The sequence below is a fragment of the Microcystis sp. M090S1 genome (genome assembly GCF_020246295.1).
Lineage (GTDB): Bacteria > Cyanobacteriota > Cyanobacteriia > Cyanobacteriales > Microcystaceae > Microcystis > Microcystis aeruginosa.
Window position 1 is genome coordinate 1 of record NZ_JADBTF010000310.1, and the last position, 23,617, is coordinate 23,617.

Below are 23,617 nucleotides of genomic sequence, written 5' to 3' on the forward strand. Positions count from 1 at the left end.
GTTTCAAGCGTCTTTGTAGCAATTTAAGCTTACTCTGTACTTTCAACAAAAATCGAGGGGCTTTGATTAAATCTCCCCGTGAAGTAGCGACAAAACTTTCAATTCCCGCGTCAATTCCTAAACAGGTCTTCCCTACTGTCATATCGGGAACTAATTCCGTAGATTGGAAGGAAACCGAAACGTAAAATCCCGACGCTTTGCGGATAATTCGAGCTTGTTTAGGCTCGAACCAGGGCGGGTACTTTCTGGATTTCCTAATCCGAATTTTTCCCAATTGTGGAAAATTTAAGTATTCGTCACCTAAGAAGTTTATTGTAGGGGGTCTAAGTGGGTTTTAGCCTAACTGCCTAATCAAACAACAATCTTAAGCTTTATCTCCTCAGTCCTCAACAGTGGTACAATTGCCGTCATAGCTAGGGGTGTCTGAGGCAATCAGGCTGAGAAAGACCCTTAGAACCTGAGACTGGGTAATTCCAGCGTAGGGAAGCTGTTTACAGAGGAAATAAAATTATGAGACAAGAATGGGTTGCCCCCCGGCGCGGACAAGCAAATGTATCGCAAATGCACTACGCCCGTCAGGGGATAATTACCGAAGAGATGGCTTATGTGGCAAAACGGGAAAATCTCTCTCCCGAATTGATTCGCAGCGAAATCGCCCGAGGAAGACTGATTATTCCCGCTAATATCAATCACCTCAACCTCGAACCTATGGCGATCGGTATTGCTTCTAAGTGTAAAGTTAATGCTAATATCGGGGCTTCCCCTAACTCCTCGAATATTAACGAAGAACTGGAAAAATTACACCTAGCGGTCAAATACGGCGCAGATACGGTGATGGATCTCTCCACCGGTGGCGGTAATTTGGACGAAATTCGCACTGCGATTATCAATGCTTCTCCTGTCCCCATCGGTACTGTACCCATCTATCAAGCGGTGGAAAGCGTTCACGGCAATATTGAAAAACTCACCCCCGAAGATTTCCTCCATATTATCGAAAAACACGCCGGGCAAGGGGTAGATTACATGACTATTCATGCGGGAATCCTCATCGAACACCTGCCTTTAGTCAAAACCCGTCTGACCGGGATTGTCTCCCGGGGTGGTGGTATTATTGCTAAGTGGATGCTACACCACCACAAGCAAAATCCTCTCTACACCCATTTCGATGAAATTATCGAGATTTTCCAGCGTTATGACGTTTCTTTTAGTCTCGGTGACTCCCTGCGTCCTGGTTGTACCCACGATGCTTCCGATGCGGCCCAATTAGCGGAATTGAAAACCCTCGGCCAACTGACGCGCCGCGCTTGGGAACACGATGTACAGGTGATGGTGGAAGGACCGGGCCATGTTCCCATGGATCAAATTGAATTTAATGTGAAAAAACAAATGGAGGAGTGTAGCGAAGCACCTTTCTATGTTCTTGGTCCCCTTGTCACCGATATTGCTCCAGGGTACGATCATATCACTTCGGCGATCGGGGCGGCTCTGGCGGGTTGGTACGGGACGGCGATGTTATGTTATGTCACCCCGAAAGAACATCTCGGTTTACCCAACGCTGAAGATGTGCGAAATGGCTTAATTGCCTACAAAATAGCGGCTCATGCGGCAGATATCGCCCGTCATCGTCCCGGAGCGCGGGATCGTGACGATGAACTCTCCATTGCTCGTTATAATTTCGATTGGAATCGTCAATTTCAGTTATCCTTGGATCCCGATCGCGCTAAGGAATACCACGATGAGACTTTACCCGCAGATATCTATAAGACGGCGGAGTTTTGTTCGATGTGTGGACCGAAATTCTGTCCCATGCAAACTAAAGTCGATGCCGATGCGATTACGGAATTAGAGAAGTTTCTCGCTAGTCAGAATCAAGACAATTTAACCCCGGTTTAAAGGGGAGTTAAGGGAAGGGCTGACTTGATTTCAGCCCTATTCCTAGGATAGAAGTCAAAATTCTGGGAATAGCCGCCGATTTTTTGACTAATTGACCCGTTTTTCTAGATATTGACCGATCATCAATTCTTGACCGGCGCGAGAGATAATAGTTTGTCGGGTGCGATATTGTTGACCGATGAGTTTAATTTCTTCTTCAAAGACAGAACCGGCGTATTCTGTTCTCAGACAGAGAGTAGAGGGGTTAGGAAAGGTATAAATAGCGCTAACGGGTTTATCCGTCGCAAATCCCCGATCGCGATAGAGAATATTATCTAAAATGCCGAATATAGTCGAACCGTTGGAGGGTTTTTTACTCTGGGGACGCAGATAATTACTTTGCCAAGTGACTTCCGTACCACCTAATAAAGCTGTATCTTCCAGATTATGTAAACGGGCAAGTTGAATTAATGGTTCGCTGCCTTGGGGTAAATATTTAATCTCGATGGCGCTGATAACTTCTTGGGGTTCCGTTTCTTGGGTGAGGGTGTAATAACGTCTCTGGGATTGCCAGCGTCCTTCTGTCTGCTTAAAAAAGGCTAAAGCCGAGGTTTCCAGCGATAATTGGGCGGTTTGAATTAATGTCATAGAAATAAAACCTTTCCTGTTTTTTGGGAGAGCAGATTTGTTATCCTTGGTCAAGAGTTTGCCAGAGAATTGTTACACATCTTAATACAATTATAACCCTGCATGGAAATTAAGTGGTAGGGGTGTTGAGGGAGATAATTGGGAAAAAGTCGCACAGATACAGCATTTACAGGGAAAAAACGGGATAAAATTGCTAAAACCTGCGAGCTTATCCTAGTTACTTCCATTTACCCCTATCTATCGATTAATTCTGTCAAATTGGCTACAGAGAGGCCGAGGTTCTTCCCCCAACCCCTTTTTTACCTTTTAAGTACCTAAGCAAAATTAATTACACATCTAAGCCGTCAGCTTTTTGCTGTGATCAGTAAACAGTGAACTGAAAACTCAAATCCGATCCCTGATAGCTGTCTCCTGTCTCCTGACTCGGAGACTCCTGACTCCTGACCCCACCAACAAACTTTTTGCCGCAAACCCTACTTACTTTTCACCCGATCTGCCCGGTCTTGGTATTGTTAAAAATATAGAACCTCCGAACAAGGTCTCAACTCTGTGCAGTTAAAACAAGTCATCATTGCCCATAAGGCCAATCATCCCCAAAGTAAAGCATGGGCGGAAAAATGCGCTAAACAGTTAGAAGCCCGTCAGTGTAAAGTTTTAATGGGACCCAGTGGCTTTAAAGATAATCCCTATCCGGTATTTTTAGCCTCAGCATCGGAAAAAATCGACCTCGCCATTGTTTTGGGGGGAGATGGAACCATTTTAGCCGCCGCTCGCTATTTAGCTCACGAAGACATTCCGATTTTAGCGGTGAATGTCGGCGGCCATCTGGGGTTTTTAACGGAACCTTTGGAGATTTTCCAAGATACGGAGACGGTCTGGGAGCGTTTACAATCCGATCACTATGCGGTACAACAACGGATGATGTTAAAGGCCAGAATCTATGAAGGGGATAAAAGAAATCCGCAGCCAGTGAGCGAGGCATTTTATGCCCTGAATGAGATGTGTGTGAAACCCGCTAGTATCGATAGGATGCCCACCTCGATCCTCGAAATCGAAGTGGACGGGGAAATAGTAGATCAGTACCAAGGCGACGGCCTATTAGTGGCCACTCCCACGGGGTCCACCTGTTACACCGCTTCCGCTAATGGCCCGATTATACACCCCGGCATGGAAGCGATCGCTGTCACCCCGATTTGTCCCTTGAGTCTCTCCAGTCGGCCGATTGTCATTCCCCCGGCATCTCTGGTCAGTATTTGGCCCCTGGGAGACTACGAATTAAACACTAAACTCTGGATGGATGGTGCTTTAGCCACTTCCATTTGGCCTGGGCAATGGGTGGGAGTTACCAAAGCTGAAAAATTCGCCCAATTTATTATCCTGCGGGAAAGCTATTCTTTTTATCAGACTCTACAGGAAAAATTACAATGGGCCGGGGCGAGAATTCATTATGATGGCAATCGTCATAATTAGGAATGGCTCAAGAGCTTCTGGGAGTGGTGTCTGGGGGATGATTGAGTATATCTTCTAAAATTGGTCATTACCTCCGATTTTATCAGTCAATCCCAGCTTTTGCGGGTAGAACCCCCCAAACCCAGAAGCGCATTTACTGATTGTCGGTATTTCTGCAAGAGAGGGTCAAAAGTTGTCAAAATATTTGACAAAGTTGCCCCTTTGTGGTAAGAAATTGGGTTATTCTTGTCCCGTAAATTTTAAATTTCATCCCATCCAGTTAAGCCAGAAGACATAACATAACTGGTAACGGTTGCTTCAAAAAAGTTCGCTTTGGTGTGGCCTTCTTTTTTGGTATCGGAGAAGCGTTCCAGATGGTTATAGGGACTTTTGTTATACTTTTCTTCCCTGTATAAAGGCTCAAGTCCGATCGCTTTCAGCCGAATATTAGCGAGGTATTTAGTGTACTGTTCGGTACTGTATTCGGTAATACCTAAAATGTCGTTGCCAACAATGTGATTTGTCCAGCGACATTCGTGTTTAACGGCAGTATCGAACATCTCATAAATCTGTTCAACGGAATGGGAAAAAGTTGCCATGGCTTCGGGAATAAGTTTCTGATACAAACGGACGTGACTTAATTCGTCCCGGTTGATCATTTTGAAAACGTCAGCGCTACCAGACATTAGCTGTCGAGAAGCGAGATTATAGAAAAAGATAAAGCCGTTATAAAAATACAAACTCTCCAGTAAATAGTCGGCAATAAGAGCGATAAAATAGCTTTCAGTAGTTTGTTTGTCGATGTATTGCTGGTAGAGACTAGCGATAAATTGACAGCGATCCCTGAGAACTTTATCGGTGCGCCAAAAGTCATAAACTTCACCTCTGCGATCCGAGGGAATAATGGTTTCAATTAAGTATTGATAACTTTGATTGTGCATGGCTTCTTGAGAAATTTGTTCCGCCATACAAAGACTAATTTCTGGCGCAGTGACGCTACCTTTTAGGTGGGGAATATTACAGGTTTGTACGGAATCAAGAAAAGTTAGATAGGACAAAATACCATCATAAGCATATCTTTCTTCATCGGTAAGATGCCCGTATTCAGTTACGTCTTGAGTGATATCTAAGCGTTGCGGAATCCAGAAATTTTCGCGCATTTGTTGATATAAACCCACGGCCCAGGTGTAGCGGACATCGTTTAACTGCATCAGGTTGGTGGTGTTACCAAACCAGATCGAACGGTTTTCGATCGCATCATCTCCCGCTGGATTGAAGATCGGGGAAATGGGCATCGAATGGCAAGAATTAACTAAATGTAAGGACATGATTACTTGGATATTATGGCACTTTTAGGTTATAATAGATTTTCGGTAAAAAGTCAAATGCTTTGATTTTGATTAGGAATAAATGCAAAATCTAGGGCTTCTGCCAAAGTAAATGGGCAATCCTTCGGGAATTTCTCTAGGTTTATCCCTGTTTCAATAGCGGCTTTTTGTCTGGCTTTATTATAGCATTTTTTTAAATTGTCTTCTGTTAAAAAACTCTTAAGACTAAGGCTATTTTCTAAATCTTCTTCGATTCTTTCTCGCTGCTCAAAAAGGGTTAATGCCCAGCTTCTGGTTTGTTTTTCTGGCTCTTGTAAGTATTTTAGTAAATGCCATAAAATCACAATCAGATTGCTTTTTAATGCTTTCTGTTGACTGATAGACATAGATTTTATTTCGTCAATTAAATTCTCTAAATCTAAATCAGAAAATTGATGATTTTCTAGTAAATATATGGTTTTCTCTAGCCAGAGATAATAATCCTGTTCGTATAAGTTCTTTTCCATAATTATCCCCATTATTTTGATATTTCAGGAAACCAATCCTCATTTAAAGCCTGTTCTATAGTGCAAATTGGAGCTAAACCGACCAAATTTTCAGCCATTCCAGATAATTCGATCAAAGAAATACGAGCTTCTTGAAAAGAGTTGTTAAAAATTTCAATTAGATAAGGCTGTAGACTAGGACTATCGGCAATAATTCTTTTTATGGCACGACGGAAATTCCTAATTTCATTTTTCCATCCTCTTTGATTATATTCTAATTCCGATTCCCAGTAAGCTAGTTTCAGCAAATGTTCTAATAACCGAGTTAAATAACTTTCTAAACTTCGTTTCTCACTTTTACCCATGCTACTAATTTCGTCAATTAAATTCTCTAAATCTAAATCAGAAAACCGATGATTTTCTAGTAAAGATATGGTTTTTTCTAACCAGAGATAGTAGTCTTTTTCGTATAAGTTCTTTTCCATAATTATCCCCCATTATTTTGATATTTCAGGAAACCAATCCTCATTTAAAGCCTGTTCTATAGTGCAAATTGGAGCTAAACCGACCAAATTTTCAGCCATTCCAGATAAATCCAGAAACAATTTACGGGCATTTTGATAACAGGACGAGAAAATTTCCGCTAGATAGGGCTTTAAACTGGGACTGTCTTCAATAATTTGTTGAATTCCTAGGCGAAAGTTACGAATTTCATTTTTCCATCCTCTTTGATTATATTCTAATTCCGACTCCCAGTAAACCAGTTTTAGCAAATGTTCTAATAACCGAGTCAAATAACTCTTTAAACTTTGTCGTTGGCTTTTGCCCATGTCGCTAATCTCCTCGATGAGATTATCCAAATCTAAATCGGAAAATTGATGATTTTCTAGTAAAGATATGGTTTTCTCTATCCAGAGATAATAATCTTTTTCGTATAAATCACTCTTCATTGCTTAATCCTCTCCGAGAAACTCAGGAAACCAATTTTCATCTAAAATTTGGTCGATTGCTCCAATAGGTGTAGCACTTAAAAGTCTTTTATCGATGCCAGAACCTTCAACAAATAGATGGCAAGCATCCTCATAACATTGCTCAAGAATCTCGGTGAGGTAAGATGCTAAGTTTGTATTATAATTTCCATCCTTTTTGTTGCTAATAATTCTTTTTATTTGAATGCGAAAATTTAAAATCTCCCGTCGCCACTTGTTTTTATTGTAATCGCGCTTAGATTGCCAATAAGTTAATTTAAGTAAATGTTCCAAGAGTTTAGTTAGTAAACTCTCTAACTTCTGACGTTCTCTTCTGGACATATCTTTGATTTCTTCAATTAAATTTTCTAAATCCAACTCAGAAAACTGGCGATTTTCTAGTAAAGATATGGTTTTATCTAACCAAAGATAGTAATCCTGTTCGTATAAGTTCGTTTCCATAGTCCCTCACCTTAATTAACTATAATCCAACCAAATCATCAGTTATTATTATCCTCATATTCAGGAAACCAATCATCATCCAAAGCTTGGGCAAGAGTGAGAATTTTTTCCCTAGGCAAAGTATTGATTTTTACTCCCATTTTTCTAGCTAGGATACGAAGGGCTGACTGATAACATTTATCAAAACTATTCTCTAGATAGGACTTTAAACTTGGATTATCATCAAGAACTTCCCATAAATCAATTCTAAAAATAGTAATTTCTCCTTTCCAGTGATTAGCATTATATTGGCTTTCCGATTGCCAATAAGCGAGTTGCAGCAAATGTTGTATTATTCTAGTCAATAAACTTGTTAAGGTATGTTTTTCCTTGATACCCATACTTTTAATCTCCTCGATGAGATTATCTAAATCTAAATCGGAAAATTGATGATTTTCTAGTAAAGATATGGTTTTCTCTATCCAGAGATAGTAATCCTGTTCGTATAAAGTCTTATCCATAGCTGTGATTAGGTGATCAATAAAACTCATTTTATCAGTCCTAATCTTTGATGTAAAAAAATTAAGGTGGGCATTGCCCACCGAAGTTAACCTTAATTAGCGCAACTAGAACAACTATCGTCAGACTCTCGAAAATTGTCCTTTTGTACGGTACGGATATAATAAATCGCTTTACACCCCAATTCCCACGCCATAACTAGGGTATCAAAGATATCTTTGGCAGTGAGACAACGGTTGGGTTCTTCGGGGAAATAAACCCCTTCATTGAGGTTGAATAATAACTCCATAGAAATCCCCGTATCGATCCATTCTTGCATAGTAGCGATCGCTTTCACCACTTGCTGCTGTTCGAGATTTTTGTTCTCTGAATAAAACCAGAAAGCTTCTTCAATAAAAGGTGGTGCGATGGGAACGGTTCCCTTTGCCCATTTATCGTAGAAAAAGCGACTATAAACCGGCAAAACACTAGCGGTACATCCCTGTACCAAACTAGAGGAAGTATTAGGAGCAATGGCGGTAATATGGGAATTACGGATGCCAAATCGTTGAATATCTTCGGCTAATTGTTGCCATCTTTGCGGTTGCACCGCATTATTTAAAAACCATGCCACTGGTTTTGCTCCGATTAATTTACCTTGACTCCATTCACTACCCAAGAAAGCTTGATAAGCACCGCGTTCTTTGGCTAATTCCATCGAGGAATAGGTACACCAATAGCCAATTTCTTCAAATAAATTACTAATTTCTGACAGGTTATTGTAGGATAATTTCCGTTTAGCTAACCAGTCAGCCAATCCCATCGCCCCTACCCCAATAGTGCGATATTTATCGTTGTGGTTTTTAGCATTATCAAAGGGAGGATTAGTGATATCGATAGTATTGTCGAGAATCCTGACAGCGATTTGACAATTAGACTCGATTTCTTCCCGGTCGATATTGGCTAAATTAAGGCTAACTAAATTACAACAATGGGCAGTTTTATCGGGGGTGACATTGCTGAAAGATTCGGTGCATTGTCCTGTTAGAATGCCGTTAAACATTCCCAGATGACGCTTGGGTTCTGTAAAACAGTAGGTGTCATCTCGACGACAGGTTAACTCTACCGATTCAATGCGGATAAACTGAGTGGCCGAACGTTGGGGTTCTTTTAAAGTCCATTGTAAGCGATGAGTTTTAAGTCCCAATTGACCAAGTTGAAATAGTCCGACAGAATTAATCAGTAAACGATATTTTGGTTGACAGAGATATTCTTGATAATTTCCCTTTCCATTTGGCATCAATTTATAGCCACCGTCATCCATAACAGTAACTTTGGAATCAACTCCTAAAGTCTGTAACATTAGGCGAATATCGAGCAAAAATTGCCGGTTAACAGAAGCAATCTGGAGAGACTCGTTAGAACCATTGCGGGCAACTGTTCCATCGGCATCAAGTAAACCAGCTAACCATTCTAAACGAGATTTAATTGTGTAACCATTTAGAGGAACTGTAAATTTACTGGGAATATCTAACGGGAGTTTACAGACGATCCGATCTTGTTTACTGTCATGATAGACCGCTAGGGTATCGGTTTCTTTTCTCCAAAAAGTACCTTTTTCAATAGAGCCATTTCCCTGATATTTGTTACGAATAGCCAATAAGGGAAGTAACTCTTTTTTAACTCCGTATAGGTCAACTTCTGGCATTCCATTGTTCCCGTAACTCCCATCTCCAGAAAAGAATCCTGCGGTGTAGGCGTAGGGAAAGTCAAGATCATTTTCTGACTGGATGAGAGGCAGCTGGTATTTAATTAATTTATCCCCTTGTTTGAGGTCTTTTGCCTCCACAATTTCCACGGTTCCCTTGTAGTTTTTCTGAACGTAAAACTTATGGTAGTAAGTACATTCCAAGGACTCTCCGTTAGAGAAATTGACCTTTAATAAAGGCTGGTTTTCTCCAGTCTTTTTAACTAATACTTCTGACCACTCCAATCCATTCCAGACATTAACATATTCCCCCACCAAATCAGCGATTGCTATTTGTCCTCGGTCAGTGAGAATTTTTGTTTCTCCCGCGACGCATAAATTTACACCGGGGATATAGCCATCGTGTTTATTAGGATTAGCGCGATTGATGGTATCTTTGAAGGCAATGTAGGGCATTCCTGTTTCTACTTGGGAACGCATGATACTTTTAAATAAGTCCCGGGCATTGATTTTTTTATAGAGGAGAATCTCTTGATCTAAATTAGCTTCTACTAAACGATAGGCCTCTTCAAATTCTTCCCCCCATAGTTCCGCTAATTCTATACCTAATTTATTGCGAACTTCGTAGGGATCTACTAATGTCCACTCGGCTTTATTTATCACCCGACGCATGAATTCATCGGTGATAACTAATTGGGGAAAAACATCATAAGCTTTACGTCTTTGATCACCGTTTTCTGTCTGCATTTCCAGAAATTCTGGCACATCTAAATGCCAGATGTCAACACCGATAGTTACTGCCCCGGCGCGTCTTCCCCCCTGATTTACTGCAATAGCTGTATCGTTGAGTAATTTAATCCAAGGAATAATCCCCCCGGAAGCATTAGCTTTCCCCATTACCCAGCTACCAGTGGCGCGAATTCTACTCACATTCACCCCGACACCGCCACCATTTTTTGAGATGCGGGCAGCATTAGTAATCTCGTCGAAAATGCTTTCTAAACTGTCGTCAATGGAGAGGATAAAACAACTGGTTAAGGAACCTTTGGGAGTGCGTAAATTGGCTAAAATTGGGGTGGCGAGAGAGATTTTTCTTTGAGCAATCCCTTGATAAAATTTCTTCGCCCAGGGGAGTCTATTAGCTGGTTCTTCCACAGTGGCAAGCAGCAAGGAACAGGTTAATAATGCCTCTTGGGGTAACTCATTTTTGAGTAAATAACGGCTAGTGATTAACAATGCCCCTGCGTAATCATAATCGATGTCCCAATCAGGATTAATCCAAGAACCAGCTTCTTTTAATTCTGCCTCGGAATAGATGAGAATCCTTTCGTCGTATAGCAACTTTTTAACTTGAGTTTTGACAGTTTTCTCGTAATTTCCGTACTGATAACCCCGGGCTACTAAGGTATCTTTCCAAAGACTCCAAATATGCAATCTTCCCGCCACATAGCGCCAATCCGGTTCCTCTGGACTACACATTTCTAGGGCGCAATTAATTAAATTATCCTGTATTTCCCTAGTGGTAATCCCATCCCGCAGGCGTGTGGTTAAACCCGCTTCTAAGGCGATTGAATTGACTTTTTTGCCCTCACAAGCCCACTCTACCACGTCGCGAATTTTGCCGATATTTAAGCTTGTGGTGGAACCATCGCGCCGAATCACTCTAATTCCATGGCTGCCCATATTAGCTAAAGGGGTAGAACGAAAGGGTATTACTTCGTTATTTTTGTGAATGGAGACGGCAGTAGTCAAGGGCTTTGATTGCATAATTGGAAAATTGCGGCGTTAAAAAATTTGACAAATTAATCTATTTGTACTAGAATATTCTATCAGATTTTCTGGGAAAACACAACATCTAGCGTGTTAAATAATCCTATCACTCTATATATGGTATAGCTAGGATTATTTTGTTCCCTAAAAACAGTGTTTTGGATGACATTTTCTGGAAAAAATTCTTGATTTTTCCCAGAAAACAGTTCTTTTGTATGCTTGACAAAAAAACTATTCTTTGATAGCAAAAACAGATTGACAAAATACTTTTGATCCGATTCTGCTTGACTGCTGAGGAGGTTGTGGTCAGACTTTATTTGTTCTTAACTTTTCGATAATTTAAGACAAGAGTGGATTAAAAGTCAAATTTCCTCTGAGAACCTCTGAGAGAGTGAATTTTCTCTTTTCGCTATTTAGTGGCTTACCGCTAGAATAATAGGACAAAAACGCTATATATAGCGTCTAGCCAGTAGAGGACAAGGATGAAATATTTAGAAGAATGGCGTGATAGCGGGGTGGATGCGGAGTTAATCGATCTCAATGTCACCGGTTTAGCGGGGTTATCTCCCAGTGAATACCTACTCTACTCCCAAGAATTACCGCGACGCAATGATGGCAGAGTTAGGGATGATATTCTCAAGCGTTATGAACATATCAGTCAAGGCGGTTGGTGGTGTTCAGGAATTGACTTATTAACGGGTAATTATGACCTTTGGGGCTGTTTTAAGCCCGATTTTCCCCGTTTAAGCCTTGATAAGGCTAAACCGATTAAGTACGAACATCCCCCCCAAACCCCTACGGGAGTCTTTGCTTTGCGGGTTCCCCTGAAAATTTGGCAAAGGATAGCCCAGCATATCAGTATTAATATTTTAACTGAAGAAGTGGATAATAAGCAAGAGGATCTCGGTTTTTGGTCCTGGGTAATTAAACATCCAGAGATACCTATTTGTCTTACAGAAGGAGCGAAAAAAGCGGGGGCATTACTAACAGCAGGTTATGCGACAATTGCCTTACCCGGAATTCACAACGGTTATCGTACTCCCAAGGACGAATTAGGTAGAAGAATCGGCAAATCTCATCTAATTCCGCAGCTAGAAAAATTAGCTAATTCCGGACGAAAGATTTATCTAGTTTTTGATCAAGAAACTAAACCAAAGAACCAACAAGCGGTTAATTTAGCTTTACAGAGAATGGGTTATCTATTCAGTCAGGCTAACTGTCAGGTAAAGGTAGTTACTTGGGATGCTGCTGACGGTAAAGGGGTGGATGATTTACTAATCAATCGAGGAGAAGATTACTTCCAACAAGTCTATCAAAAAGCTACCTCTTGGGAAATTTGGAAGGCAGCGAGTTTAAATAGTTTAACTCTCCCACCTCATCTAGAGTTAAATAGCCGTTACTTGCCAGATATTGCTATCCCTACATCAGCGCAGTTAATGGCGATTAAATCGGCTAAAGGTACAGGAAAAACTGAGTTTTTAGCTAAGATAGTTAAACAGGCTATTGCCAATCAACAAAAAGTTTTAGTTATTGGTCATCGAGTCAAACTGGTAGAGGAGCTATGTCAACGCTTTGGTTTAAACTATATCAGCAAAATTAGGGATAATCCTGCGGCACAAATTTACGGTTATGGTTTATGTATTGACTCTCTCCATCCCCAATCACAAGCTAAATTTCAAGCGGAAGATTGGCAAGAAGCTATGATTATTATCGATGAGATCGAACAAGTCCTATGGCATGGGTTAAATGGGGATACTTGTAAAGCTAATCGAGTAGCAATTTTAAAGTCTTTAAAGTCTCTGCTACAAACTGTGGTCAGCAGTGGGGGAAAAGTCTTAGTTGCTGATGCTGATTTAAGTGATATTTCCCTAGAATATCTAACTTCTTTAGCGGCTATTAAACTAGAAACTTTCTTGATTAGTAACGAGTGGAAACCCAATTATCAGCAAGCTTGGCAAGTTTATAACTACTCTGATAATACTCCCCAACAGCTAGTTAAGGATTTAGTTGAACATATTAAAGAGGGAGGAAAACCTTTTGTTTGTCTATCGGCACAAAAATTAACCAGCAAATGGGGGACAATTACCCTAGAATCTTATCTAAGAAAGCAATTCCCTCAGAAGAAAATTCTGCGGATAGATTCAGAGTCATTGCCAGATTCTAGTCACGCTGCCTATCAAGCGATTGGCAATTTAAATCAGTTGTTGCTTAACTATGATATAGTTCTAGCTAGTCCTGCGATCGAAACGGGAATTAGTATTGATATTCAGCAACACTTTACCTCGGTTTGGTGTTTAGCACAGGGAATTCAAACTCCCACTTCTATCGCTCAATTTTTAGGGAGAATTAGAGAGAATATTCCTCGTTATATTTGGTCAGCAGTGTACGGATTTAATCAGGTGGGCAATGGTTCCACTTCTATCCCCAAACTTCTCACCTCTGGACACCGACTAACGGAGGTTAATATTCGCTTATTACACCAGTCAGATTTAGAATCTCTGGAGAATTTAGATACAACTTTTCAAGCGGAATCTCTCCTCTGCTGGGCAAAAATGGCTGTGCGAGTAAATGCTTATATGCTTAATTATCGTCAGTCAATTCTAGGTATTTTACAAGCAGAAGGTCATAGAATTAAAGAACGGAATCAGGAAGAAGAACTAGAAATAACCAATCAGTTAACGGCAGCAATTGAAGAAATTAGAGAACATAATTATCGTTCTGAATGCGACGCCATTGCCAGCGCAGCCGAGATCACGGAATCAGAATATCGTTGGCTTAAAAAACAGTTAATTAAGTCAGTGAAAGAAAGGAGAATTATCAGGAAATATGACCTATACAAACGCTATGGAATCCCCGTCACACCGCAATTAGTGATTAAAGATGATCAAGGATGGTATCAAGAACTACGCTTACATTACTTTTTGACAATTGGGCGACAATTTTTGTGCGATCGAGATGCTTTAATTGCCCGTAAACTGATAGAATCAGGTCACGGAAGTTTATTTATTCCCGATTTTAATGGTAGTCAATTAGGAGTGATTATCGGGACGTTAGAAGTGTTGGGAATTCCCGTATTATTAGCTAACCCTGAAAGAGAATTAACTAATCATGATGCCGATTTACAAAAAATGGCCGAAATCGCCATTAAAAACCGCAACGAGATTAAAACTATCACCAAGATTAACCTCTCTAATACTTCCCGTCCTCTGACGATTATTCGTAATTGTTTGAACTTGTTAGGTTATCAATTAACCAGCAAGGGCAGCCAGAGAATTGCTAAAAAATCTCTAAAAGTTTATCAGATTGTTGCCCCTCAGGATGGTAGAGAACAAGTGTTTCAACAATGGTTATTTAGAGACGAAAAATGTGCGGGAAGTTCCGAGATTTGGTATGAGGACTATCTCTTTTCTCTCCCCCAGAAACTATCTCTAGGCGAACCAGAAAATGCTTATATTCAATTAAGTCTAGAATTTAGTCTAGCTATGGAGAAATTGCCTATTTAAGCGACTTTTTTGCCTAAAATGACCACATCAGCCAGAAAATTGTCTAGATCGGCAATTTGAGGTAAATAACCCCATCGTTGAAAGCCGAATTTTTCAAAGAGACGAATACTGGCTTGATTGTGGGCAAAGATAATACAGATAAGATTAGATATACCCAATTTGGGACAGCGATTCAGGGCATATTCTACTAATAATTTACCGATTCCACGACCTTGATAATCGGGGGCAATATATAAACTAACCTCTGCCGTTTTTTGGTAAGCGACACGACCATAAAACATCTGTAAACTCAGCCAACCCACCACCCGACCTTCGATCGCTATTACCCAGATGGGATACTGTTCAGGATCGTGCTTTTTAAACCATTCTCGCCGACTTTCCAGGGAAATAGGCTTTAAATCTGCGGTTGCCTTGCGAGTGGGAACAGCAGCATTATAAATCTCGATAATTGTTGGTAAATCTGTTTCTTTAGCCTCGCGAATAATCATAGAATATCAAGTAAAAAGTCAAAAGTAAAAAGTAAAAAAATAATATTTCTTATTTTCTACCTACCTATCGGGTTGATTCTCAGGATGAAGTATAACCTAATTTTGCCTTGTCTCCTAACTTCAGAATTCTGCTAGATCTCTCAATCTTACTTTAAAATTGAGTTTGATAGCGGACGGTAAACTCATTCAAATTGTAATCGTAGGAAAAGCGGATAAAAGACTGGGAATTGACTCGATAGACGGTTTCCAAATTGGGAAGAATATTAAAATCCGTTGCCCTGATCGCATTACTAACCGCATTCTCCACATCATACACGACTCCTTGGGCTAAGAGGGGAATCGCCAACTGAACCACTCCAAATTGAATTAATTGTTCTGTATTTTTCCCCTGTAAACCATTAAAAACCGACAGCAATTGTTCCCCCAAAAGTCGAACGATTTCCCCTTGGCTGCGGGGGGGAGTGCTGGTTAATTTAACTAGGGGAGTATTAAGCAATCCCTCATCTTCACCTCTAGCAAAAGCCACTGCTTGTAAACAATTAGCAGCTTTTTGTAATTCTGTATCTGTATAGTTTTCCTCTAGGGGAAAAGGTGGACTATCGGGACGAATTTGGCACACTTCATTGATATTACGTCCTAAATTTGGTAGCAAGCGGTTTAATTCCCCTTCAACGCTGAGGGTGACATCGATCCTTTGAATACGATTGAGGCTATCATCGGGAATTTCATTGCTAGGAAAATCCCCCCCCGGACGGGAGATAGCAAAATCGCGAGATTGAGAAAATTCGCTGAGAATTGTTCGCAGTTGAATATCAACAAAGGGATTAAAAAGTCCCAACCCGCGACTAGAATCGAAAACAATAACATTTTGATTGCGTCGGTTAAGAAGAAAACGAGTATCGATGTAACTAACCCGTCCTCGATCGAGATTAATCACTCCATTGGTTTGTAATTTCTCCAGTGGAGTGAGCGGACCGTTCAAGGTTAAAGCACCACTAAAATCAAATTGATACAAAGGTTCTTGTTCAATTGATAATCCTGCTAAAGACACTTGGAAATTATTTAAAACTGGAGTAATATTTGTCGTCTGAGAAATGTTGAGAGGCTGCAGCCAGCGACTCACTGGTTTATCCGTTTCTTGATTAATTTCTGCGGTGCGAGGAAGAAAAACTTTACCCCTAGAAAGACGCACATTCCCCCCGATAATTGGTTGCTGAATTGTTCCCGTTACCATGGCATTCCCAGCAATTAATCCCCGATAAAGACCATTAATTGCTATATCTCCCTCTTGAATATTAACTGTTAAGGGATTAGGATTATTTTTGATGGCTTGAAAGAAAGGTAAAACTCCCACCACAGAAATTTGTCTGTCAGCGATCGAGCCTTGTAATTCCTCTACTGTTAAGCTTTCAGGGGTTAAACCAATGCGGCCATTTACGGTTAAAATCTCTGGAAAAGCAACACTGCGGATAGCGGCATTATTGAGAGTAACTATACCATTTGCTTCTAAATCTTTGATTTTTAAACCCTCTTTTATATCTAATCTTCCCGTCGCTGAAAGAACTACCTCTCCCTCACCGTTAACCCATTCGATGGCGTTTTGACTGATAGCTTCAATTAATTTGATTGCATCGGTTCCCAATTTTGCTTGGATTTTTAATTGATCATTACCTGGTAAGGGAGGATAGGGAATGCTGGCATAGATTTGGATTGATTCGGAGGAGGTTGTCCGCAAATCAAAACGATACTGATTATAGGTAAATAAACCAATTATATCCTGATTAATATTTTGGGCATTAATTGCACCGTCAATAAAGGCAAAATTACCCTGAATACGAGGATTTAATAAGGTTCCTGCAATTTGTCCTTGAGTTTTTAGACTACCGGATACATCCAAGGGAAACTGCACAAAATTTCTCAAGAGATCCAGAGAAAGATTTTCCACGGCAAAAGTTCCCTCTACTTTGTTTAGGGAAAAATCACCCGCTAAAAATACGGAAGAATCTCGTGATTTTAATCTAATCGGTTCTATCCTGAGCAACTGACGATTTAAGTTAAGATTAATTGTTACTTCATCAATCGGAATTAATTGGGTATCGGTGGTGACAATTCCCAGAGGGTTAACAATATTTACCGTCGGTCTTTGGGGTCGCCATTCCCATCTATTGCCCTGAAATTTTACGCTGAGATCGGGATTTTTTAAAGTCCCAGTTAAGGCTATATTTGCTTGATAACGGCCGCGAAAATCTAGTTCAGAAGGTATCCCGACTACCCCTCTTTCCCTTGCTAATTGCTGGATTATTTCTTCAATTTTTGCCCGCAAATTTACCTGTTGTGCTAGGGAAGCTTCGGGATTACCTACTTCTAGGGGACTAAGTTGAATAGCTGGGTTATTCTCGGAGGAGAAAAGGGTGATTAAACTGGTTAAATCATAGATACTAGCAACTGATAATAAATCTTGAATATAACCTTGATCTACCCTGAGTTTAGCTTCTATTTCCTGGGTTTGCCAATTAAATAAACCTTGCAGATTATATTGACTCGCACCCACTTGTAAACTACCTTCTTGCAGTTGAACTATGGAATCCCGATAAACCAAATTTGCCGTTAATTTTTCCCCGATTAAGTTACCTAAACTAGGTCGGTTAATCTCTATTTGTCCCTGTCCCTGTAAGTTAAATAAATTGATGTCTAGATTAGCATTCACTTGTCCAGCAATAATCCCCGGAACATTGTAGGCTGCCGTGGGAGATATTTTCAGGATTTCTAGGGGAAAATCGGCAATCTGAACATTTAAATTTTCTCCGCTTCGTTTAGCTGTGGCTAGAAAAGGAGTTTTATTTCCAAAAGCTTGGCGAATATTTATCCCTAAGGGAAGATAGGGCAGCAGACAATTATTTTGTTGGCAAGGATCGAAAGTTAGGTCAATAATGTCCTGATTTCCACGCAAATTTAAACTAATATTTTGACCTATTCCTGCTTGCATACTTCCTCTTAAGATAGGTTCAAAGGGTCGATCATTAATGCTAAAGTTAGCTAAATTTATATCTCCTTTGATTTGTATATTTCCCACTTTTTGCCAAGCAGTTAAGAGATTTTTTCCCGTGATTTGTCCTTGAAATTCTCCGCTCCCTGTCAGTGTCGATTCTCTGGGTTTCAAACGAGGATCGATCGGTAAAAGCGATATAATCTGAGTTAGCGGTACAGTAGCAAGGTCGGTTTTTGCCTGTAGATTTAAGTTAACCTCAGCGATATCGGGTTGACTGATAAGATTAGCTAAAAGAATATTTCCTCGCACATCAAAGCTATTTTCTCCCCACTGTGCCGAAAGATTATTAACCTGAATCGGTGTTACTCCCTGCCAAATTTCTTGAATGTTTCCCGCTAAATTGGCACTAAAATCTAATTTAGGAATCGAGATTGATTTTACTTCCCGCAATTGCCCTAGCAGGGCAGCGGGATCGAGATTAGTGGCAATAATATCACTTTGCCAGAAATTATTATTCAGTTGTGCCTTAGCTTTAATTTCTCCTTTGGCTACATTAATACGAGAGTGAAAAACTGCTTTGATACTGCTTAAGTTGAGTCGTTTTTCTTGCAGGGAGTCGAAAATAGTTTGGGCATTTCCTGCTGCTTGAAAACTGGTTTGGGAAATATTCAACGGTATGGGAATATTAGTTTGAAAATTCTCTAAGCTACTGAGAATATTAAAAATACCGTTGTTTAACTGAATATCAGTATTAATCGGATTATTATCCACTAACAACCGAGTATTTACCCTAGCATTGACGGTGGACAAATTAGGGATTTTTCCCGCTAACAATTCCTTGATTGCACTGGTGAAATTGACTTGGGTTTTCCCTAGACTAACAGGAATATTTATATTGGGTAAAAACGGATTTAAGTTAATGCCAGATGTATTAACTATACCGCTTAAAATACCTTGTTCCAGTTGAGCGGTAGTTTTTAGGGATCGATTATTAACAAATAACTGTATATCTCCCTCTCCGCGCCAAGTTTTTAAATCCGTTAAAGTACCGCTAATCAGAGAATTTATCCTGCCAGCAAAGCTGATTTTTGCCCTGCCTAAACTGACGGGAACTGTTAAATTTTCCACTAGAGGATTAAGACTAATCCCACTGGTATTAACTGTTCCTGTCAGGAAACCTTGATTCAGTTTGGCTGTGGCAATTAAAGGATTATTATCTACTAATAACTGCATATTACCTTGACCTTGCCAACTGCTGAAAATATTATTTTTATTATTTAGTAATTCTCCTAAATAACCTTGTAAATTAATTTGCGATCGCAGTAATTTAACCTGGGTTGGTAAGTTAGGCAATAGGGAATTAATCGGCAATCCCGCTAAGAAAGCGTTAGCCTGAAGATTTCCTTGCAATACTTGACTATTGACTGAAATTGTGCCTTGTTTACCGCTAATTCTTAAGTTAGCAACTCCGTTTAAAGTATTAATATTAAGTTGGTCAATTTTGCCACTAACTTGAATATTAGCTGTCTCTAAATTTAAGGGTTCTAAGGTTTCTAGGTAGGGGCAAATGCTATCTAAATATTGACAAACAAGAGGCACAAAAGGAGTCAATAAAAAGTTATTACCAGTGATTTTTCCCTGGACTAATTTGCTAGTAAAATCACCATTACCATTAACCTGTAGTTTGCCGCCATTTGTTTTAATGACCGTATCGGTTAAATTTATTTTGTTGCCCCCTAAAAATACTTTACCCTCCCCGGCAACATTGATTAATCCTGACTGATTAACCCTGGGTATTTGCCAATTAATTAATAATTGTGGCAGTCCTAAACTACCCCTAGCTTTAATATTAGCTTGCAGATCGTTTATATTAATTTTGGCGGGAATTGTTGCCAGTTGAGATAAAATTTTTCTCGTGGGAAAATGCGCTTGTAAATTCAAATCAATCGGCATTTTTGTCCCGTCAAGAGGTTGATTTTTTTGCAGGGATTGCAGAATATTTAACTGCAATTTTCCTTCCCCTTTAATTTCTCCACCTGCGAGGGGTTTAATTTGAATTTTATCTAAATTAAGACGATTGAGATTTGTTTGAAAATTACTGGTTATTGATTTAAGAGGAATTTGCTCAAAAATAATCGGTTTGCTGTTGCTAACGGTTCCTTTAATTAGAGGTTGATCTAGTTTTCCCGTCACTTGAAAAATAGAGCGTGCTTCTCCCCGTAAATCTAGAGGTGATTGCAGATAAATAATTCTTAAAAGCTGTTGTAAATCCACCGATTCTAGAGCGACATTGAGATGATAACCAGTTTGCCAATTTACTTCTCCTCTCACCTCAGTTTTAATCTTGCCAATAGTTGCGTTCGCTTGTTCAACTAATACTTTATCTCCCTGTAAATTTAACTTAGTTGTTAGCTTAATTGGATAGGGGAAAGGGTGGAATTTTCCCGCTACTTCCGTCACCTCAAAATTGCCATTACCTTGACTTTGATTTAGCTTTGCCCAACTGGGAATATTGAGAGCAATATTAGCATTTACTTGTCCTTGATTTAATTGAAAATTGCGATTAGGAATTAAAGTTAATAGTTCACTTAAGTTTAAACGGTCGATCTGAAGATTAGTTAGGCTTTCACCCGTTTTTAACGCCGTTTCTCCTTGAATTTTTACTTGACTTTTGAGGATTTCTGCGCTAAAATCGTAGGTGAGAGGCTGCCTTTGATTATCAATAAATCTTCCTTGACCATCGGCCTTAATTTCTATCGGTTTTTTCAGGGCATAGGGTTGGATAGTAATAGCTGCCTTCTCCACCTGAAACCCCAGATTTAACCTAATGGGTGCCTCCCGATCAAAGTTACTAGCTATTTTTTCTAAATTATCGAGCCATTGACCATTTTTATCCTGATCGAGATAAATACTGGGATTAATTAACTTGACATCAACCGGTAGCGGCAGACCTAAAAGTAAGGGCAGTGGATTTAATCCCAATTCGATCGCATCAATAGATAAACTATCAGCAGAATTGGCCGTAGCTGGAATTTCCGATTTACCGATACGAATGCGATTAAAATAAAAGCCCTCTATCTTACCTACCCTGACAGGTCTGTGCAGCATTTCACTGAAGATATTGTCTAAAATTGGGGTTAGACGTTCATAAACTAAATAACGAGTCGTAAAATAGCCAAGGGAGGTAATTCCTAGGAGAGTAATTCCCCCGACAATTAAAGTAGAAGGCCGGCGGACAAATCGACCGATACTCAGAAAAAGATTAGGACGAGGAGAAGGATCGCCAGGGGAGTTACTCATAATTGTTTACCTCACACACACCAAAGAAAGGGTAATGGCTCACCAGAGCTAATGAACTATGATAATTCACCGCAGCACTGATAGCCCTCAATCGATTAATTGCCATTTTTTAGGCAATTATTGGGCTTAAATCCTGTGAGGAAGTCAAGGGCTGCGGCCAATTAAAAGCCTCTCTCCCCATCTTAGCCTAAGACTCGAATGGCTGGCTAAAATTTTCAACAATTCGCCAAAATCTCCCCAGTTTCAACAGCTAACCGAATTAATATTGATCAACCCACCAGTTCCATCAGAATATTGCCAGGATAAATAGGTTCGGAAATTGAAGATTGAGAGAAAACTTGTGCGGACAGACAACAATCTGGCGCAGTCTGGAACAACGACCGGAAGCATTCAGTCATAGAATATCGGGATTAGCACGTCTATTTTTACTGCAAAAATCGTCTTATAGATTAAAGATTATGAAAGCCAGATTATCGATCGCCCTAACCGCCCTAATGACCTTGGGCATAACTGCCACACCAGCGGCCAACTTTGACGAACAGGACATCGAGCAGACCCAGGTAGTAGCGATCGCTCGTCCCTACGGAGGTAATAAATTTGACCTGCTAGTCTTGGAACAAATCCAGGGAAAACAGAAGTGTTGGAGCGAAAGCGGCTCAAATCCCGTCATGATCGACCCCCTACTCCTCAACTTTGACTTTACCGGCATTTGTCGCCGCGCCACCGATAGTAATGGTTATTCTATCCGTCTGGATGGCCGGGATTTTGGGCTAGATTACATCCTGCGTATTGTGGAACGCAATGGCGAATTATACTTAGTGGGAACTCCCCGGGATGCCCGCAGACCGGAATTAGTGGTGGGAAGAACCCGAGGAATGCAAACAGGATTTATGAAAATTATCCTCGAACCGGGTTGGAGATTTAGCCGTCGTACTTTCCAAGGCAAAAGTTTAGGCCACTTCTACTTTAGCGGCAAAGAAGCGGAAGTTCTCGCAGCCACCGGCAGACCTCCCCTCAGCGAAACCACTCCTCCCCCCATTTCTGGGTCTAGTTTTCAGGATATTAGCGGCGATATCTATAAAACTGAGATTGAAAAAGCGATCGCGCTTGGGGTAGTGGCCGGTTTTAAAGAAGATAACACCTTCCGCCCCGAAAATCCCGTCACCAGGGAACAATTCGTCTCGATGATTATTGAAGGGATGGGAACTGTCACCAAAATTAACCTAGAAGAGATTCCCCCCGGCAGCGGCAGTTTTAACGACGTAGAAGCGACGCGCTGGAGTGCCAAAAAAATCCAATGGGCCCGGGCCAATGGTATTGTTGCCGGCAAAGCTAACGGCGAATTCCGTCCCACCGACCCCATCACCAGGGCCGAATTGATGGCGATTCTCAAACAGGCCGCCACCTACCTGAAAACTCAGCAAAAACAAGCCCCCGATTTAGCCCAAACTAAAACCCCCGTCAATTTTTCCGATACTTCCGGTCATTGGGCCGCCAGTTTAATTACCCAGATGTCGGGATTTTGCGGTGTGGCCTCTCCCTTGAACGAACGGGGTAGTTCTTTTGTACCAAATGATCCCGCCCGTCGTAACTACGCAGCGGCCGCCATCGTCCGTACCCTCGATTGTGTTAAAACCGCCAAAAAATAACGGCCTCTCCTCCATCAGGGTTTGCGGCAAAAAGTTTTTCCTAGGGGTAGGATGTGGGGTGTGGGGTTTTATCCATTTTTAGGAAGTCAATTACCTAATTTTCAGGGAAAAAGTCCCCCCATTTTCCCCCCGCTCACTCCCATGCCCGGCACTGTTTGATCTCAAAAAGGCCTAAAGATATTATCCAATTACCGATGATTGATGACTGATTACTGATCACTGATTACTGATTACTGATTACTGATTACTGATGACTGATTGTGGTTGTTAATTTTTACCTTAAATGTCGGTTTGAAGGAACCCTCGGTTTCACTGACGAGATGAAAAACCGACCAGCATAAAACAGCGAAGCACAACTAATATTCAGGGGAATCCTGATTCTCGACATATTTCTTAAGTTGGTCTATTGTGACACCGCCACAACTAGCCACAAAATATGCCCCTGTCCACAAAATTCTCTTATCTTGACCATATATCTCTTTCAAGTGGTCTGAAAAGTTATCCCACATCAGCTGGCAAGA

Annotated in this window: 15 protein-coding genes, 1 pseudogene and 1 riboswitch; of the genes and pseudogenes, 4 read left to right on the top strand and 12 right to left on the bottom strand. The window is 40.6% G+C overall.

Going from position 1 to position 23,617, the window contains the following annotated elements; translation table 11 throughout:
* Positions 1 to 319 (bottom strand): annotated as a pseudogene (locus tag IM477_RS13405) (RNA-guided endonuclease TnpB family protein); the annotation flags it as partial.
* A gap of 86 nt (positions 320 to 405) precedes the next feature.
* Positions 406 to 502: riboswitch (TPP riboswitch) on the top strand.
* Between the two features lie 8 nt (positions 503 to 510).
* Between IM477_RS13405 and thiC the strand changes: the two are divergent.
* Entirely contained in the window at positions 511 to 1,893 is a 1,383-nt protein-coding gene (gene thiC, locus IM477_RS13410; RefSeq protein WP_287732121.1) for a phosphomethylpyrimidine synthase, read from the top strand.
* Positions 1,894 to 1,980: 87 nt separating this feature from the next.
* On the opposite strand, the gene IM477_RS13415 is transcribed toward thiC, so the two are convergent.
* Positions 1,981 to 2,520 (bottom strand): phycobiliprotein lyase, encoded by a 540-nt coding sequence (locus IM477_RS13415; protein WP_002757172.1) that lies wholly within the window; start codon positions 2,518 to 2,520, stop codon positions 1,981 to 1,983.
* A 549-nt stretch (positions 2,521 to 3,069) separates the two neighbouring features.
* Between IM477_RS13415 and IM477_RS13420 the strand changes: the two genes are divergently transcribed.
* A complete protein-coding gene (locus IM477_RS13420; protein ID WP_287732122.1) occupies positions 3,070 to 3,990 on the top strand; it encodes an NAD(+) kinase in 921 nt (306 codons plus the stop codon).
* Positions 3,991 to 4,229: 239 nt separating this feature from the next.
* Here IM477_RS13420 and IM477_RS13425 read toward each other — a convergent pair whose 3' ends face one another.
* The 7 genes from IM477_RS13425 to IM477_RS13455 all read right to left on the bottom strand — a co-directional run bounded on the left by IM477_RS13425 (position 4,230) and on the right by IM477_RS13455 (position 11,164).
* Positions 4,230 to 5,297 carry a ribonucleotide-diphosphate reductase subunit beta gene (locus IM477_RS13425; protein ID WP_287732123.1) on the bottom strand — a complete coding sequence of 356 codons (1,068 nt, stop codon included), beginning with the start codon at positions 5,295 to 5,297 and terminating at the stop codon, positions 4,230 to 4,232.
* A 53-nt stretch (positions 5,298 to 5,350) separates the two neighbouring features.
* Positions 5,351 to 5,803: a DUF29 domain-containing protein gene (locus tag IM477_RS13430; RefSeq protein ID WP_287732124.1), complete on the bottom strand. Its 453-nt coding sequence runs from the start codon at positions 5,801 to 5,803 to the stop codon at positions 5,351 to 5,353.
* An 11-nt stretch (positions 5,804 to 5,814) separates the two neighbouring features.
* A complete protein-coding gene (locus IM477_RS13435) occupies positions 5,815 to 6,267 on the bottom strand; it encodes a DUF29 domain-containing protein (protein ID WP_004162799.1) in 453 nt (150 codons plus the stop codon).
* A 12-nt stretch (positions 6,268 to 6,279) separates the two neighbouring features.
* Positions 6,280 to 6,732 carry a DUF29 domain-containing protein gene (locus IM477_RS13440; RefSeq protein WP_149986329.1) on the bottom strand — a complete coding sequence of 151 codons (453 nt, stop codon included), beginning with the start codon at positions 6,730 to 6,732 and terminating at the stop codon, positions 6,280 to 6,282.
* Between the two features lie 3 nt (positions 6,733 to 6,735).
* On the bottom strand, positions 6,736 to 7,212 hold the full coding sequence (locus IM477_RS13445; protein ID WP_287732125.1) for a DUF29 domain-containing protein: 477 nt from the start codon (positions 7,210 to 7,212) through the stop codon (positions 6,736 to 6,738).
* A 38-nt stretch (positions 7,213 to 7,250) separates the two neighbouring features.
* Complete coding sequence (locus tag IM477_RS13450) at positions 7,251 to 7,742, bottom strand: DUF29 domain-containing protein (protein WP_079210015.1); 492 nt, start codon at positions 7,740 to 7,742, stop codon at positions 7,251 to 7,253.
* A gap of 62 nt (positions 7,743 to 7,804) precedes the next feature.
* The gene (locus IM477_RS13455) at positions 7,805 to 11,164 is read right to left on the bottom strand and encodes a ribonucleotide reductase barrel domain-containing protein (RefSeq protein WP_287732126.1); all 3,360 of its coding nucleotides are present in this window, start codon (positions 11,162 to 11,164) and stop codon (positions 7,805 to 7,807) included.
* 485 nt (positions 11,165 to 11,649) lie between these two features.
* Between IM477_RS13455 and IM477_RS13460 the strand changes: the two genes are divergently transcribed.
* Entirely contained in the window at positions 11,650 to 14,670 is a 3,021-nt protein-coding gene (locus IM477_RS13460) for a plasmid replication protein, CyRepA1 family (RefSeq protein ID WP_287732127.1), read from the top strand.
* On the opposite strand, the gene IM477_RS13465 is transcribed toward IM477_RS13460, so the two are convergent.
* Together IM477_RS13465 and IM477_RS13470 are read right to left on the bottom strand one after the other, a co-directional pair.
* On the bottom strand, positions 14,667 to 15,158 hold the full coding sequence (locus IM477_RS13465; RefSeq protein ID WP_004162791.1) for a GNAT family N-acetyltransferase: 492 nt from the start codon (positions 15,156 to 15,158) through the stop codon (positions 14,667 to 14,669). The two genes, IM477_RS13460 and IM477_RS13465, sit on opposite strands and share 4 nt — an antisense overlap.
* A 151-nt stretch (positions 15,159 to 15,309) precedes the next feature.
* Entirely contained in the window at positions 15,310 to 21,447 is a 6,138-nt protein-coding gene (locus IM477_RS13470) for a translocation/assembly module TamB domain-containing protein (protein WP_287732128.1), read from the bottom strand.
* A 458-nt stretch (positions 21,448 to 21,905) separates the two neighbouring features.
* Between IM477_RS13470 and IM477_RS13475 the strand changes: the two genes are divergently transcribed.
* The gene (locus IM477_RS13475; protein ID WP_147069401.1) at positions 21,906 to 23,096 is read left to right on the top strand and encodes a DUF3747 domain-containing protein; all 1,191 of its coding nucleotides are present in this window, start codon (positions 21,906 to 21,908) and stop codon (positions 23,094 to 23,096) included.
* A 356-nt stretch (positions 23,097 to 23,452) separates the two neighbouring features.
* On the opposite strand, the gene IM477_RS13480 is transcribed toward IM477_RS13475, so the two are convergent.
* The gene (locus IM477_RS13480) at positions 23,453 to 23,605 is read right to left on the bottom strand and encodes a transposase (protein ID WP_233271108.1); all 153 of its coding nucleotides are present in this window, start codon (positions 23,603 to 23,605) and stop codon (positions 23,453 to 23,455) included.
* Positions 23,606 to 23,617 lie beyond the last annotated feature (12 nt).

What these genes read in the sequence shown, in the direction of transcription:
- IM477_RS13430 (WP_287732124.1), bottom strand. Translation starts at nt 5,803, where the DNA reads ATGGAAAAGAACTTATACGAACAGGATTATTATCTCTGGCTAGAGAAA.
- IM477_RS13440 (WP_149986329.1), bottom strand. Translation starts at nt 6,732, where the DNA reads ATGAAGAGTGATTTATACGAAAAAGATTATTATCTCTGGATAGAGAAA.
- IM477_RS13480 (WP_233271108.1), bottom strand. Translation starts at nt 23,605, where the DNA reads ATGTGGGATAACTTTTCAGACCACTTGAAAGAGATATATGGTCAAGAT.
- thiC (WP_287732121.1), top strand. Translation starts at nt 511, where the DNA reads ATGAGACAAGAATGGGTTGCCCCCCGGCGCGGACAAGCAAATGTATCG.
- IM477_RS13460 (WP_287732127.1), top strand. Translation starts at nt 11,650, where the DNA reads ATGAAATATTTAGAAGAATGGCGTGATAGCGGGGTGGATGCGGAGTTA.
- IM477_RS13475 (WP_147069401.1), top strand. Translation starts at nt 21,906, where the DNA reads ATGAAAGCCAGATTATCGATCGCCCTAACCGCCCTAATGACCTTGGGC.
- IM477_RS13455 (WP_287732126.1), bottom strand. Translation starts at nt 11,164, where the DNA reads ATGCAATCAAAGCCCTTGACTACTGCCGTCTCCATTCACAAAAATAAC.
- IM477_RS13415 (WP_002757172.1), bottom strand. Translation starts at nt 2,520, where the DNA reads ATGACATTAATTCAAACCGCCCAATTATCGCTGGAAACCTCGGCTTTA.
- IM477_RS13435 (WP_004162799.1), bottom strand. Translation starts at nt 6,267, where the DNA reads ATGGAAAAGAACTTATACGAAAAAGACTACTATCTCTGGTTAGAAAAA.
- IM477_RS13470 (WP_287732128.1), bottom strand. Translation starts at nt 21,447, where the DNA reads ATGAGTAACTCCCCTGGCGATCCTTCTCCTCGTCCTAATCTTTTTCTG.
- IM477_RS13465 (WP_004162791.1), bottom strand. Translation starts at nt 15,158, where the DNA reads ATGATTATTCGCGAGGCTAAAGAAACAGATTTACCAACAATTATCGAG.
- IM477_RS13445 (WP_287732125.1), bottom strand. Translation starts at nt 7,212, where the DNA reads ATGGAAACGAACTTATACGAACAGGATTACTATCTTTGGTTAGATAAA.
- IM477_RS13450 (WP_079210015.1), bottom strand. Translation starts at nt 7,742, where the DNA reads ATGAGTTTTATTGATCACCTAATCACAGCTATGGATAAGACTTTATAC.
- IM477_RS13425 (WP_287732123.1), bottom strand. Translation starts at nt 5,297, where the DNA reads ATGTCCTTACATTTAGTTAATTCTTGCCATTCGATGCCCATTTCCCCG.